The organism is Streptomyces sp. NPDC001904 (assembly GCF_040297005.1).
GTDB lineage: Bacteria > Actinomycetota > Actinomycetes > Streptomycetales > Streptomycetaceae > Streptomyces.
Genome location: NZ_JBEOYI010000009.1, coordinates 55,675 through 69,998, shown reverse-complemented (window position 1 = coordinate 69,998; position 14,324 = coordinate 55,675). Strand labels below are relative to the sequence as shown.

Genomic DNA, 14,324 nt, shown 5'->3' with positions numbered 1-14,324 from the left:
GCGCGTGGCGACGTATTGGACGTATGCGCGTGATGTACGTGAAAGGCCCGCACCGGGGAGGGTGCGGGCCTTTCACGGAGTTGGCGAAATCGTTGCTACTGGTGGGGCGGGGGTGGCTGCGGGGGCCACTGGGCGGCGGGTGCGGGCGGCTGGCCCTGCTGGGGCTGGGGCTGGGGTTGCGGCTGGGGCTGAGGAGGTTGCGGCTGGGCGTGGCTTTGGGGCTGAGCCTGGGCAGGGGGCTGGGCCCATGGGTTGACCTGCTGCTGGCCCCGTGCGAAGCCCTCGGCGACCAGCGCCGAGAGCTCGAAGTAGGCCTCCCGGACCTTGGGCCGCATCATGTCGAGGTCGACCTCGGCGCCGGCCGCCAGGTGCTCGTCGAACGGGATGACGACCACGCCCCGGCAGCGCGTCTCGAAGTGGCTGACGATGTCCTCGACCTTGATCATCTTGCCGGTCTCGCGCACCCCGGAGATGACGGTGAGGGAGCGCGAGACCAGTTCCGAATACCCGTGCGCCGACAGCCAGTCGAGGGTGGTGCTGGCGCTGGACGCACCGTCGACCGACGGGGTCGAGATGATGATCAGCTGGTCGGCGAGGTCGAGCACGCCGCGCATCGCGGAGTAGAGCAGACCGGTGCCCGAGTCGGTCAGGATGATCGGGTACTGCTTGCCCAGGACGTCGATGGCGCGGCGGTAGTCCTCGTCCTGGAACGTCGTCGAGACCGCAGGGTCCACGTCGTTGGCGATGATCTCCAGACCGGACGGGGCCTGCGAGGTGAACTGCCGGATGTCCATGTACGAGTGGAGATTCGGGATCGCCTGCACCAGGTCGCGGATGGTCGCCCCGGTCTCGCGGCGCACCCGGCGGCCGAGCGTGCCGGCGTCCGGGTTGGCGTCGATCGCGAGGATCTTGTCCTGGCGCTCGGCGGCGAGGGTCGAGCCCAGCGCCGTGGTCGTGGTCGTCTTGCCGACGCCGCCCTTCAGGCTGATCACGGCGATCCGGTAGCAGGACATGACCGGCGTACGGATCAGCTGGAGCTTGCGCTGCCGCTCGGCCTCCTCCTTCTTCGCACCGATCTTGAAGCGGCTGCCGGACGCACTCGGTGCCTTGCTCTTGGCCTTCTGCCGCTTGTTGTTGAGCAGCCGGTCGGCCGACAGCTCGACGGCTGCCGTGTAGCCGAGCGGGGCGCCGCCGACGTTCGTGGGCTGCCGCTGATCGTGCTGTACCGGCTGCGGCCAGGCAGCGCCGGTGCGGGGGTCCACCGCGGGGTAGGGCTGTGGGGGTTGCGTGGTGGGGGCGCCGGGTGCTCCGAATGCGGCGGGGGTGCCGGGCGCGGCCGCTGCGCCGGGTGCGGGCGGGCCGGGGTTGGGGTGGGGCGGAGCCGGGGGCGGTCCGGTCTGCGGGGGGAAGGGCTGGTTCGGGGCGGTCTGTGGTGGCGGGAAGCCGTAGCCCGGCTGGGACGGGGGCTGGGGTTGGGGCTGGGGTTGGAATTGCAGGGTGGCCTGCGAGGGCTGGGGGTGAGGCTGGGGCTGGGCCGGTGGTTGGGGGAAGCCGTAGCCCGGTTGCGGCTGGCCGTGCTGGGGCTGGGGCTGGCCGGGCTGCGGGAAGCCGTAGCCGCCCTGCGGGGCAGGGGGGCTGCACGCGGTGTGGGCCTGCTCCGGCGGGGGCGGGCCGTACCCGCTCTGCGGCGCCGGGGCGCTCGGGGTGGGCTGGGCCTGCTCCGGCTGGGCCGGGGGCTGCGGCGGGCCGTAACCGGGCTGCGGCGCGGGGGAGCCGGGTGCGGGCTGAACCGGCGACGGAGGGCCGTAGCCGCCCTGCGGTGCGGCAGGGCTCGGCGCCGGCTGAGGCTGTTCCGGCTGTGCCGGAGGCGGCGGGAAGCCGTAACCGCCCTGCACTGCAGCGGAGTTGGGCGCGGGCTGGGCCTGTTCCGGCTGGGCCGGGGGCTGCGGCGGGCCCTGGTGCGGGAAGCCGTAGCCGTCCTGGGGATGCGGGGCCGCCGGGGGCTGCGCGGGCCAGGCGGCCGGAGCGGGGGCCCCGCCCGGCGCGGGGTCGGTCCACTGCGGCGCCGGGTTCGGCGCGGCCGGCTGGAACGTGGGCGGCAGCGGCGGAACCGCGCTGTCCGGCGCGGGCGGGGGAGTCCAGCCCGTGGGCGCGCTCGGCGCCGGGGCGGGAGCGGGAACGGAATCGTCGGCGGCCCCGCCGTTGACGGCCGCCGCGGTGCCGCCGCTCCGGTCGAACTCGACATGCACCCGGTGCGCGTCGACCCAGGAAAGCTCCGACTGCGCGGCAGGGCTCTCTTCGGCCGCGGGTTCCGTGGCCGCCGGTCCCGTGGCCGCCGGTCCCGTGGTCGCCGGGTCCGCGGGTGCCGGGTCCGCGGGTGCCGGTTCAGTGGGCGTCGGGTCAGCGGCCGCCGACGGCTCTTCGGGCTCCCGCTTCAACGGCCCGGAGAACCGCATGGTGGCACCGCTCTCCAGGTCCCCGTCCCCGACCGCGACATCGGGCTCCGGCGCGGGCGGCGGCGGAGGCGGGAGCAGCGGGGCAACGGCCGCCGGAGCTGCGGGCGGCGCCGAAGCGGGCGGTGCGGGCGGTGCGGGCGCGGCGGTCTCCGGCGCGCTCTGCGAGTACCAGGGCGGTGGCGCGTAGTCGATGGTGAACTCGCCGGTCCGCTCGACACTGGACTGCGCGTCGGACTGATCGTCGACGGGTGAGTCCGAGCCCCCGTGGAGACCGTCCCGATCGCTGTTCACAATGCCTCCTGGTGTGGTCGAGCACCCGCGTCCCGTGCTGGGGCGACCGGTTTGCGTGGTCTGGTCATCACTTCCGGCGACCGTCCCCTCGGCCCCCGGCGTACGCCTCACCCGCACACGGGTGTACGTGACACGTCCAGACCCAGCCTAATCACGAAAACCAGCAGTACGGCAGGCCCGCCCACCCCTCGCCGCTGTCCGCTGCGTCACGTGACCCCGCAACCACGCGGTCCGGCACGGCCCTTGGCGGCTCGGGCGGGGTACGGGTGCGGCCCGAGGACACTCCTGCGGCCGCTGAGGCGCCGTCGACCGACATCGCGGGACGCACCATCCGGTCGTCCATGGCCGACAGCACGCTGCACGCGTTCAGGGTCGTTCAGGGGCGTCCAGGGACGGGTCTGGGCCGTCGCCATGTCGGCGACGGCCCAGACCCTCGGTTTCCTACGCGTCGAGTCCGCCGTTGTGCGGTGCCGGCTCCAGGTCGAACTCACCGTCGCGCGCACCGAGCACGAACGCCGTCCACTCGGCCTCGGTGTACCGCAGCACGGTCTCGGGCTCCAGCGACGACCGCATCGCCACCGCTCCGCCCGGCAGATATGCGATCTCGACGCGCTCCTCGTGCTGCTCGGTACCGGGGGCGCCCTGCCACTCGACGCCGGAGATGTCGAGCGCGTAGAGCTCGTTCTTCTCGCGCTCCTTGCGGGCTGTCATCTCCTCGGGCGTTTCCTTCGGCGACTCGCCATTCGTCCCCACGCCGCATCAGCCCTTTCCGTTGCCCTGCGCTAATCGCGGTCAGCTTAACGGGAGTTCACCCGCTGTGACGGTCAGTAGCTCGGAGGGCCACCCTGCTGCTGGCCGCCGTACGGACCTGCCGGGGGCTGCTGCTGGTAGGGCTGCTGCTGGCCGTACGGCTGTTGCTGGTACTGCTGAGACTGCTGGTACGGCTGGTTCTGGTACGGCTGCTGCGGGGCACCGGGCCCACCCCAGCCACCGGGGCCACCGGGTCCGCCCGGTCCGCCGCCGTTGTTGTTCTTCTTGCGGGTGGCCAGAACGACGATCAGCACGATGACGATGAGGACACCGGCGCCGATGCCGACGTAGAGCATGGTGTTGGAGCTGTCGTCGTCACTGCTGTCCGAGGCGGTTGCACCGGAGGCGGAGGGCGAGGACGCCGCGCCGCTCTTGCCCTCCTCGGACTTGGGGAGCGAGGACAGGTCCCAGGGGCCGTTGTCGCTGCCCTTGGGGATGTTCTCGGTGAGGGCCTTGAGCGGGCTCAGGTCGCCGTAGCCGTGGTACTTGTCGGGAAGGCTCGCTTTGTCGACGCCCTTGGCGATGTACGTGGACTTGATGACGCGGTTGACGAGCTGGCCGGGGGTGTAGTCCGGGAACTTCTGCTTGAGGAGGGCGAAGGTGGCGGAGGTGATGGCCGTGGACATGGAGGTGCCGTCGCCGGTGACGTAGTCACCCTTGAAGAACTTGCCGTCTACCTCGTAGCCACCCTTGGCGGTGGCGACGATGATGTCCTTGGCCGGGGCAGTGAACATGAGCTTCTGGGAGTAGTTCTCGTCCTCCCAGGGGGTTCCGTTCTGGACCGAACCGCCGACCTGCACGACGCCAGGGACGGAGCCGAGACCGGAGTTCTGCTGAATGCCGTCGTTGCCGGACGCCTGGACGACTACAACGTTGTGGGCGATCGCGTAGGCGACGGCTTCCTTGTCCGCTTCGCCGGCGTAGTCCTGAGTGGTTGAGATGCTGATGACGTCGGCGCCATGGTCGACGGCGTAGCGAATTGCCTCGTCCCAATCACAGGCTGTCTTCTTCTTGACGCCGAACCCCGTGCCTTCGGTGGCGAAGATGTCAAGGGGCAGGAGCTTTGCGTCCGGAGCAAGCCCCAGCACTCCTTCGCTGTTCCCGGGACCATGTCCGTGGCCGGTGATCAGCGAGGCCATACCCGTGCCGTGATCGTCTAGGGTCTCCCGGTTGGCGGGCTTGCCGTCTGAACAGCGCTTACCTTCAAGCACCGTGCCTGTCAGGTCCGGGTGTGTGCTGTCCACGCCGTCGTCGAGTACAGCGACAGTGACGCCCTTGCCCGTGGCCACCTTGTGGACCGCGTCGATGTCGAACGCCTTGTTCTGCCACTGGGCGGCTCTGGTCGCGTCCGCCGATGCGGCCGGTGCGGTGCCGAGCACCAAGGCTCCCACCATCGCCGCGCCGCCCATCGCGCGGAGCGTCGTTTGCGTGAAGCGCATGCTCTGACACCCTTCTGGATTCCATGCTGCTGTCGGACGTGGGGCCCGCGACCAGACGGTCACGGGCCCCACGAAGGCTAACCGGTCATTCGATGACCGGCGGGTTGACCTTGCGCTCCTTCGGCGTCCAGGTCTCTTCGTCCTCGTACAGGTAGTCGGGACGACGGCTGTTGTTTCCGCCCTCGCCACGTTGCTTCCCGGCACCGCGCCCGCCGGCGGCGCCGCCGGGCCCCATGCCGTTGCGGCCGTTCTGTCCCCGGGCCCCGGTGCCGGTTCCCGCGCCGCTCGCGCTGCCGCCGCGGTTGCGCAGTCCCGTACCGCCAGGGGTGAACGCCCCGCCGGTCTTGCCCTTGGGGGCGCCTACCACGCCGCCCTTGGCCCGTGCCGAGGCGCCCGTCCGGCCCGCTCCGCCGAGGCCGCCCTTACCGGCGCCGGCGCCTCCGGCGCCACCGCCCATGCCGCCCATGCCTCGTCCGGCACCCGCGCGACCGGCCGCACCACCCGCGCGTCCGGCACCGGCTCCGCCCGCCGCGCGCCCGGCTCCTGCTGCGCCGCCCGCCATGCCACCGGCCAGACCGCCGGCCAGGCCACCGGCACCGAGGCCCGCTCCCGCACCGCCGCCGATCCCGCCACCGGCTCCGCCGCCGATGCCGCCGCCGGCGCCGAGACCGGCGCCCGCTCCACCGCCGAGGCCCGCGCCGCCTCCCGCACCCAGGTTGGGCCCGGCGCTGTCGAGGCCGGTGTTGATCTGAGAGGCTCCGCCGCCGAAGGGGTTCGACCCGGGCGCGGGCATCGTCGAGATCCCGGAGTTGTGAGTGGGCATGGTCGAGATGTTGGGCGGGTTCACGCCGCCCAGACCGGAGCTGCCGACGCCACCGCCGATCGAGCCCGAAGGGATGCTCGTACCACCAGGGATGCTCGGGTTGACGCCACCGGAGCCGGGGACGCCCGTGTTACCAGGGCCGCCGGTGTCGACCTGGTGCGGGTTGAAGACGGAGCCCGTACCGCCACCCTCGTCCAACTGCTGGGAAGCCGAGTTGTAAGACTTCGCCAACGCCTCCAGATGCGTAGCGGCCTGCAGAGACGCCTCCTGCTTGGCGCCCATGCTGTCGCTCCACTTCGAGATGACGTTCTTGGTCTCCATCCCGCTGGCGATATCACCCTGCACGCTGCTCTGAGCACTCTGGGCTGCCTGCATGTGCCGGTACTGCGAGACCATCGCGCTGGCGCCGAAGGAGGCGGGAGCCGCCATCACCGCGGCGAAATCCGCGGCATCCATGTTGCTGAAGTAGTCGCTGACGGAGTCGCAGGCTTCGTCCCACCAGCTGACGTCGATGTCTCCGACCGCCGTCATCACCTGGTCGAGGTTGTCCGCAGAGGAGAACATCGCGTCCGAGGTGAACTTCGCGGAGTTGCCGCCGGACGCCATCTCCTGGCCGATCTTTCCCGCCTCTTCCGCGAACCTTGCCGCGGAGTCGCCCTTCCAGCTCTCCAGAACCTTCTTCACCGAGTCGTTGAACTGCTTCAGCAGCCCGCCGTTCCCGTCCGAGCCGACAAGCTCGTCGTGAACCTCCTGCCAGCTCTGCGAAACCTCCCTGAGGAGGCCCGGATTGGCGCTGCTGACCATGGCCTTCAGAGTGTCGAGGTCCTTCGTGTTGAAGGGAGTGTCGAACCCTCTGCCGGACGCACCACGGGGCGCGCCGCCCGATCCCACCGTCATTGCCAGTCCCCCTTACGCGTTGCGGTCCGCCGTGATGGAGTTGTCAGCTTCCGCGTCCTGGTAGACGCCGCGAGCCTTCTCCGTCTTCCTGCCGAACTTGTCGATCAGCTTCTCGATCTTGCCGATCATTTCGTTCTCGATCCTGGCCTTCATGGCGTCGTGCGCGTCGGCCAGCTTCTGCGCCTCGTCGAAGTTCCCCAGTGCCGACTTCGGCACGTACGTCGAGTACGCCGCCTTACGTTTCGGCCCACCCATGTCCTTCAGGACCTGATTGAGCTCCTTGACCACCTGGTCCAGCGCGTCGAGATCGACCTCGTACCCGTCAGCCATCTCCGGCTGTCCTCCCCGTTAACGTCAACGACCCACACCTGGCGCCCACTTACGCCTACTGCATGTGCATGCCTTGACGTACAGGGTGCCCTGCTTTACTAGCCCCTTACAAGTTTCCTCACAAACCGCTCACAGCACGTCGGCCCCGCGCTTGCGCAGCCAGTCGCGGCGGGCCATCGCCCCCGCCGAGATCACCCCGAGCAGCAGCCCGCCCCCGATCACCAGATACGTCCCGTACCGGGCGTTGCGCTCCGCCGGGGTCTCGCCGAGCGTCAGCTTCGCGGCGACGATTTTTTCCTTGTCGCTGTTGTTCGTCGTTGCCGCGCCCTGCAGATCGGCGTTGGTGACCGGCCCGGTCGGCTCGGTGTCGTCCTTCACGGCGTTCACCGGGTCGATGACACCCCAGCCGATGTTGCGGTCGTGGTACGGGTGCGAACGCGCCGCCGTCCGCTCCAGGTGCCAGATGATCTGGGCCGGCTTCCACTTGGGGTGCTTCTCCTTGAGCAGGGCCGCCACCCCGGCCACGTACGGCGCCGAGAACGACGTGCCCTGATCGACGCACTGGCCGCTCACCGGCACCGTCGAGACCATGTCGACACCGGGGGCCGCGATGTCCACCATCTTGTTCGGGGAGGAGAACGAGGCCCGCTCGTTGTTGCGGTCGGAGGCGGCGACGGACAGGACGTTGGAGTTGGGCAGGGCCGCCGGATACGTGTCGGACTCCTTGCCGCTCGAACCGTTGTTGCCCGCCGACGCGACGATGAGGATGCCGTGCTGCTCCGCCTCGGCCACCGCTGTCTGGAGATCCCGCAGTTGGCTCACGTTCGCCGTCGTGCCCTGGGAGATGTTGATGATGTCGACCTTCGCGGTGACGGCCGTCTTGATGGCGTTGATCATCGTCGCCAGGTTGCCGCCCTCCTCGGCCGTACTGGTCTGCAACGGGAGGATCCGGGCCTTCGGGGCCATGCCGTGGAAGCCGGTGCCGTCGAAGCCGTCCGAGGCCGCGATGATGCCGGCCACCTTCGTGCCGTGACCGACGCCGTCGGCCGTCGCGCTGGACTTCGCGAACGACTTCCCGGGCAGGACCTTGCCCGCCAGCTGCGGGTTCTTCTTGTCGACGCCGGTGTCGATGACGGCGACGGTCACCCCCTCGCCCTTGAGGGAACCGCCCTCCCACAACTGCTCGGTGATGACCCGCTGCAGTGACCACGGGGTGCCCTTGATGACATCACCGCCGAACTGGCAGTCGGTACTGGCCAGTCGAGTGCCGGGATCGCCGTCGTCGGCGAGTGCCGGAGTGCCGGTCAGCGCGGTCAGCGCCGCGGTGGCCCCCAGCACCGCGGCCGTACGGCGCGCGACACCTGCCGAGGCCGTGGTTGGCATGGAACGCACGGTGTCTGTCCCCCTAGGAGTTCTGCGTCTGCTCGGCGGCTTCGGTCGTCAGGTCGGGCCCGGACGGCAGGAGGCCGGACCACTGCGAGGGCACCGTGACCTTCTGTGCCTTCTCGTAGCCGAGGCGGACCTTGTTCCTGTTGACCTCTTCCTGGTCCGAGCCCGACTTGTCCTTGCCGGAGTCGTTGTTGACCGGCAGGAAGTAGCGCAGGCCCGTGTCGGTGACCAGGTAGTTGAAGCCGGTGCCCGAGGTGCCCTCGCGCTCCTGGTACAGCAGGCCGCTGCCCGGGCTCACGTACGAGGACGCGCTCGCCGCGATCGACTTGACGGGCAGCGAGGTGCCGGCCCAGGTGGTCAGGTCGGTCGCGCTGCCGCCGCCGTAGACGGAGCAGGAGGTGTCCGTCCGGCCGCCGTTGGCGAGCGAGACGGCCTGCGTGGGCCAGGTCTCGCCACCCGCCAGCTTCCCGGTCGTGTCGGGCTGGATGTCGGTCTGCTTGACCGTCTCCGTGCGCGAATCGGCGAGCGTCTCCTTGAGGAGGGCCGTCTGGAAGGCCGTCACGGGGATGAGCCGGTCCCGCTCGACGAGGTAGTGCTGGCCGTTGTTGACCCGCAACAGGGTGCCCGTGGTGCGGTACTTGGCGGGCACGCCGGCCGCCTGCGACGCCTGTCCGTCGCCGGGCACGGTCGGCATCGAGATCGCCTGCCGGCTCTTCCTGACCGTGTTCATCCAGTCGTCCGTGACGGTGCTCGGCTCGGCACCGTCACCGAAAAGAGTGCGGATCAGCGACGGAAGATCCCCGGACGTGCTCGTCTTCAGCTCGTACGCGACACCGCGGCTGCTCACCAGGTACGGCGTCCCGCGCTTGTCCCGGACGTACAGGGCCTGGTTCCCCGCCAGCTTGCCCGAGCCCTTCTCCGTGACCTTCCGCGCGTCCTTCTGGTTCAGTACGAAGACGGTCTGCTGCACGGAGGACTTGTCCGTGGTGCTGGCGCTCGTCTGCTGGCACAGGGCCCACACCTTGGCCGTGCCCGCGTCCTTGTCGCTCGGGAGCCGGTCGGGTGCGTACGGAATTCCGACCATCGAACCCTGGGCGATATTCGAGGAGTCGAGGAATTTCTCCTTGATGGTCTTCACAGAACCATCACCGCTGTTTTTCGGGTTCAGCAGAAGTCGCGCCGATGCGAGGTTGAGAACCGGGTGCAGGACGGGAATATCCTTGCCGTTCTTGTCCTTTTTGCCGGACTTCAGGACCACGTACCGAGTCGCCGACGGATCCGTGACGATGATTCCGGCCTCCGGGGTGTCCCACCCCTTCGGTGCCACGGGGCTCAGCATGCCGCACGCCCCGAACCCGGCCAGGATCACGACGCTCATGACGATGCCGGAGATCGCGTGCTTCAGCGGCTTGGGCGCCGACTCCACCGAGCCGTTGGGAAGCGGCTTCAGGAAAGAGGCAACTGTCCGCTTCCGTGAGAAGTTGTAGGCATTCAGCTCATCACGACGTGACGCCATCGTTACGTAATCTCCCCGTTCTTGCCGGACCGTACTGGTAGTTACCTGGGTCCACTTCTCGACCACCCCCGGCGCACGCGCCGCACGGGCCTCTACTATGCCGTGTGACGATCGACCCGTGGCGTACGGGTATGAATTTTCGACGCGCCAGTGAAACTCAGGGCCCGGAGGCCCGTCGACCCGGCGCCACCGCCGGATCGGGCGGGTCACCACAGCAGCGAGCGAAGGAGCAGGGCGGGGGATGTCCAGCGCCAGCAGGACCCGACAGCGCGGCAATCAGGGGCGACCGGCCCCGGCCGGGCGCCGTGGGACGGGAAGGCCCCAGCAGGGCCGCCCGCCCGCCCGGCGCGGCGGTCGTACCGCACCACCGACGCAGCCCGAGGCGGCCGCGCCGCCGCCGGCCGGACCGGTGCGTCCGAGGCTGCCGCGCAAGGCGGGCAGCTTCGGGCCGGTCAGCGCCCACCATCTGCTCATCATCCAGATCGCCCTCGCGCTCGTCGTGGCGGCCGCGGCGATCAGTCCCATCCTCATGGTGCCCGCGGCCGTCGTCGGCGGGCTGCTCGTCTTCTTCAACCTCGGCCGCCGCAGGCGCCATCCGCTGCCCGAGTGGATGGCCATCGGCCGCGCCCTCAAGCGCCGCCGCCGCACCTTCACGGGCCCGCCGCCCGCGGAGGTCGACAGCTCCTTCGCGCCGCTGCTCGAAGCGGACCCGGCGCTGCGCACCCATGAGTACGAGTCCCGCGACCGGCGCCTGATCGGGTTCGTCGGCGACGGCACCTTCCTGACCACGCTCGTCCAGGTCGACTCCGCGCCCGGCCCGCTGCGGCCGACCAGCGACGCGCGGCCCCTCCCGGTCGAACTCCTCGCCGACTCCCTGGACGTCGAGGACATCCACCTCGAATCGGTGCAGCTGGTCCAGTACACCCAGCCCGCCCCGGCCCCGCACCTGCCGCCGCAGGCCCTCGCCGCCCAGGCGTACGCGGCCGTCCAGGCGCAGGCGGGCGCCCCCGCGGTACGCATGACCTGGGTGGCGCTCAAGCTGGACCCCCAGCTCTGCCCCGAGGCCGTCGAGGCCCGCGGCGGCGGGGTGCGCGGTGCGCAGCGCGCGCTGCTGCGCGCCTCGGACCAGCTGATCAGCCGGCTCAACGGACTCGGCTTCCGCGCCGAGGCCCTCGACGAGACCGGCATCATCTCCGCGCTGTCCATGGCCGCCTGCGTCAACCCGCGTGCCAACCTCAACGCCCAGTCGCGCGGCGGCAGTTCTGGTCCGCGCACCGAGGAGACCGTGCGGGCCTGGCGGTGCGACGACCGCTGGCACGCCTCGTACTGGGTCGGTACGTGGCCCCAGCTCGGGCACGGCGCGACCCCGCTCGGCGCGCTCACCGGTGGCCTGTCCACCACCCGCACCATGGCCACCACCGTCTCCCTCGCCGTCTCGGGCGCCGGCCGTGACGAGGTCGCGCTCAGCGGGCACGTCCGGCTGTCGGCACGCAGCGAGAACGAGCTGGACCAGGCCAAGCGCGAACTCGAACGCTCCTCCTCCGCGCTCAAGGCCGGCCTCGTCCGCCTCGACCGGGAACAGCTGCCCGGCCTCCTTGCCACCCTTCCCCTCGGAGGCACGCACTGATGAGCACCCCCGACAACCGCGATCCCCGCGACCCGGGCGGACAGTTGACCCCCGAGGAATACGCCGAGCAGCAGCGCCGTGCCGCGGAGGCCGCCGAGCGGCGCCGCCAGTGGGAGGCCCAGCAGGCGGCGGCCGCCGCCCAGCAGCAGGGCGGGTACGGGTACCCGCAGCAACAACAGCCTGCACAGCAACAACAGCAGCCCGCACAGCAGCAGCACCTCGCCCCCGAGCAGCAGGCCGCACAGCAGCAGGCCGCCGAGCAGCAGCGTCGTGCGGCCGAGGCCGAGATGCGCCGCCGGCAGTGGGAGGCGCAGCAGGCGGCGGAGCAGCAGGCCGCGGCCCAGCAGCAGGCGGCGGCCGAGGCGCAGGCGGCGCAGCAGCGGGCCGAGGCCGAACGGGCGGCAGCCCAGCAGGCGGCGCAGCAGCAGGCGGCCGCCCAGCAGCAGGCCGCCGCCGCTCAGCACGCCGAGGAGCAGCGGCAGTTGCGCGCCCGCTACCAGGAGGAGCAGCGCCGGGCCGAGGAGGCCGAGGCGCGGCGCCGGCAGTGGGAGGACCAGCAGCGGCAGCAGCAGGCGGCGGCCCAGCAGCAGTACACGCAGCCGCCCCAGCAGCCGCAGCCGCAACAGGCGCCGCCCCAGGCCGCGTTCCAGGGAGGCGTTCCCGCGCAGGGCGACTTCTCCGGCGGCGCGGGCCACGTGCAGCAGCAGGCCGCGCCGGAGCCCGCACCCTCCACCACGATGACGTACGCCCCGGCGCCCGAGGTCGGCTCCGGCCGGCCCACGCACCGGGCGCTGCCCGACGAACCCGAGGCGAACGACGACGACTTCGCGGAGTTCGAGGAGGAGTTCAGCCACGCCGGCTACGGCCTGCGCGGCCCGCGCCGCCGTCGGCACGTCCTGCCGAAGAAGTCGCTCGGCTCGCTCGGCGTGCACGTCGGCGACGACGGCGTCGTCATCGGCGTCGATCCGCAGGGCATGCCCGCCGTCCTCGACGTGCTGCGGCCCAAGCCCCTCGAGGTGGTCGTCGTCGGCTCCATGTGGACCGCGCAGATCATCGCGCTGCGCACCGCGGCCGTCGGCGCCCGCATCGCCGTCGAGTCGGTGCGCCCCCAGGGGTGGGCCCCGATGGCCCAGGCGGCGGGCGGCGGTCTCCAGTGCGTCGCCGTGTACGAGCCGGGCCAGCTCGCCGCGCAGGGCGCGTCGGTCGCCAGCCCCGTCCTCGTCGTACGCGACCTGGGCGCGCAGCCCGGACGGTCCCAACTCGCCCCGATGCCGTGGCAGTCGACGCTCACCGTCGTCCCGTTCCTCGGCCCGCGCGCACCGCGGTTGCTCACCCGCGCCGACGTGATCGGCCTGCAGAGCGTCTCCCCGCAGGAGGCCGAGGTCATCGGGCGTGTCCTGCGGCTGCCCGAGCAGCTCACCCAGACGCTGCCGACGCTCAGCGACGCGACGATGCTGTGGATCTCCGGCGGCAAGCACCAGTACGTGATGGTGCAGCCGACGGACCCCGAGACCGGTCTGCTCGGCGGCCCGCGCCGCATGGACTGACACCTGAACGCTGCACCCCGGCCCCGTCGAGGGGCGGTACGAGAGTCGTGCGTACCGCCTTTACGGCGGGTGCCCCGGAGCGTTTAGGCTGTCTTGACGAACGGCAATGACGCATGTGGTGCGGGACCGCTTCAGCGGTCCGGGGGGACGACCGAGGAGCCGTGCCAGGCCGAGTCGTTCAGATGCACAGCCAAGACCAGGAGGCGTAGTGACCAGTGACCGGGACCAGCGGAACCCGGACCTCGGCGACGGATCGATCGAGACGGAACTGACTGGCGAGTTCCACCTCGACTTCGACGCGCCGTCCTGGTACACGAATGCGGGTGAATCGGGCGCCCCGGCGACGCCTGCACCCCCTTCTTCCGGCACGCCCGCCACCCCTCCGGCCGGGACGCCCGCACCTCCTGCGCCCGCTCAGTCCGCGCCTCCGGCCGCGCCGGGCTTCCCGAGCTTCGGGAACCCGGGGACGACCCCGGGCCCCGGTTCGGATCCGGGGACGAGCGCGGGGACGGGAGACGCCGCGGCCTCCGCACCCGCCGCGCCTCCGGCCCCGCCCGCTCCTCCCGCCGCCTCCGCCGATCCCGCCGCGTCGAGTCACCGCTCCGGCACGGTCGACCCCACGGGTGACCTGTGGGGCGACGACGACGAGGACGACGACACGGCCGCCCCGGCGACCGCCGAGTCGGGGACCGACAACAGCACCGACACGGGCGCGCAGGCCCCGCAGGCATCCCCGGCACCTGCTCCGCAGGCTCCGGCACCCGCTCCCGAGGCGCCCGCCCCCGCGCCGGCCGCGCCTCAGCCCCAGCAGCAGTTCCCGGGTCAGCCTGTGCCTCCGGTGCCGGGTGCGCCGCTGCCGCCCGCCGAGGGGTACGGCTACCCGCAGCAGCCGACCCCGCAGGCCGCGCCGGGTGTCCCGATGCCGCCCGCGGCGGGCTACGGCTACCCGCAGCAGCCCCAGCAGCAGGCGCCGGGGCAGCCCACGCCGCCGCCCGCGACCGGTGGTTACGGCTACCCGCAGCCGCAGCCCCAGCAGCAGGCCCCGCAGCCGGGCCCGATGCAGCCCCCCGTGGGTGGTTACGGCTATCCGCAGCCCCAGCCCCAGCCGCAGCCCCAGCAGCAGGCCCCGCAGCCGGGCCCGATGCAGCCCCCCGTGGGTGGTTACGGCTATCCGCAGCCCCAGCCCCAGCCGCAGCCCC

The 14,324-nt window shown here is 71.5% G+C and carries 9 protein-coding genes and 1 pseudogene; 3 read left to right on the top strand and 7 right to left on the bottom strand.

The window, feature by feature from the left end; translation table 11 throughout:
• Positions 1-95 precede the first annotated feature (95 nt).
• The 7 genes from ABT127_RS17025 to ABT127_RS16995 form a co-directional block, all read right to left on the bottom strand.
• Positions 96-2,747, bottom strand: coding sequence for an SCO5717 family growth-regulating ATPase (locus tag ABT127_RS17025; protein WP_351450082.1), 2,652 nt, complete (start codon positions 2,745-2,747; stop codon positions 96-98).
• Between the two features lie 441 nt (positions 2,748-3,188).
• Positions 3,189-3,458: a DUF397 domain-containing protein gene (locus tag ABT127_RS17020; RefSeq protein WP_351450079.1), complete on the bottom strand. Its 270-nt coding sequence runs from the start codon at positions 3,456-3,458 to the stop codon at positions 3,189-3,191.
• A gap of 113 nt (positions 3,459-3,571) precedes the next feature.
• Positions 3,572-4,996: a S8 family peptidase gene (locus ABT127_RS17015; protein WP_351450077.1), complete on the bottom strand. Its 1,425-nt coding sequence runs from the start codon at positions 4,994-4,996 to the stop codon at positions 3,572-3,574.
• Between the two features lie 85 nt (positions 4,997-5,081).
• Entirely contained in the window at positions 5,082-6,716 is a 1,635-nt protein-coding gene (locus tag ABT127_RS17010; protein WP_351450074.1) for a WXG100 family type VII secretion target, read from the bottom strand.
• 12 nt (positions 6,717-6,728) lie between these two features.
• Positions 6,729-7,046: a hypothetical protein gene (locus ABT127_RS17005; protein WP_351450071.1), complete on the bottom strand. Its 318-nt coding sequence runs from the start codon at positions 7,044-7,046 to the stop codon at positions 6,729-6,731.
• Positions 7,047-7,175: 129 nt separating this feature from the next.
• Positions 7,176-8,429 (bottom strand): type VII secretion-associated serine protease mycosin, encoded by a 1,254-nt coding sequence (gene mycP, locus ABT127_RS17000; RefSeq protein ID WP_351450068.1) that lies wholly within the window; start codon positions 8,427-8,429, stop codon positions 7,176-7,178.
• Positions 8,430-8,451: 22 nt separating this feature from the next.
• Positions 8,452-9,951: a type VII secretion protein EccB gene (locus tag ABT127_RS16995; protein WP_351450065.1), complete on the bottom strand. Its 1,500-nt coding sequence runs from the start codon at positions 9,949-9,951 to the stop codon at positions 8,452-8,454.
• Positions 9,952-10,360: 409 nt separating this feature from the next.
• Between ABT127_RS16995 and eccE the strand changes: the two genes are divergently transcribed.
• The 3 genes and pseudogenes from eccE to ABT127_RS16980 all read left to right on the top strand — a co-directional run.
• Positions 10,361-11,578, top strand: a complete 1,218-nt coding sequence (gene eccE, locus ABT127_RS16990; RefSeq protein WP_351450557.1) for a type VII secretion protein EccE — start codon at positions 10,361-10,363, stop codon at positions 11,576-11,578.
• On the top strand, positions 11,578-13,125 hold the full coding sequence (locus ABT127_RS16985) for a hypothetical protein (protein WP_351450063.1): 1,548 nt from the start codon (positions 11,578-11,580) through the stop codon (positions 13,123-13,125). Before eccE ends, ABT127_RS16985 begins: the two co-directional genes overlap by 1 nt.
• 208 nt (positions 13,126-13,333) lie before the next feature.
• A pseudogene (locus ABT127_RS16980) lies at positions 13,334-14,324 on the top strand (hypothetical protein); the annotation flags it as partial.

What these genes read in the sequence shown, in the direction of transcription:
- mycP (WP_351450068.1), bottom strand. Translation starts at nt 8,429, where the DNA reads ATGCCAACCACGGCCTCGGCAGGTGTCGCGCGCCGTACGGCCGCGGTG.
- ABT127_RS17015 (WP_351450077.1), bottom strand. Translation starts at nt 4,996, where the DNA reads ATGCGCTTCACGCAAACGACGCTCCGCGCGATGGGCGGCGCGGCGATG.
- ABT127_RS17020 (WP_351450079.1), bottom strand. Translation starts at nt 3,458, where the DNA reads ATGACAGCCCGCAAGGAGCGCGAGAAGAACGAGCTCTACGCGCTCGAC.
- ABT127_RS17010 (WP_351450074.1), bottom strand. Translation starts at nt 6,716, where the DNA reads ATGACGGTGGGATCGGGCGGCGCGCCCCGTGGTGCGTCCGGCAGAGGG.
- ABT127_RS16985 (WP_351450063.1), top strand. Translation starts at nt 11,578, where the DNA reads ATGAGCACCCCCGACAACCGCGATCCCCGCGACCCGGGCGGACAGTTG.
- ABT127_RS16995 (WP_351450065.1), bottom strand. Translation starts at nt 9,951, where the DNA reads ATGGCGTCACGTCGTGATGAGCTGAATGCCTACAACTTCTCACGGAAG.
- ABT127_RS17005 (WP_351450071.1), bottom strand. Translation starts at nt 7,046, where the DNA reads ATGGCTGACGGGTACGAGGTCGATCTCGACGCGCTGGACCAGGTGGTC.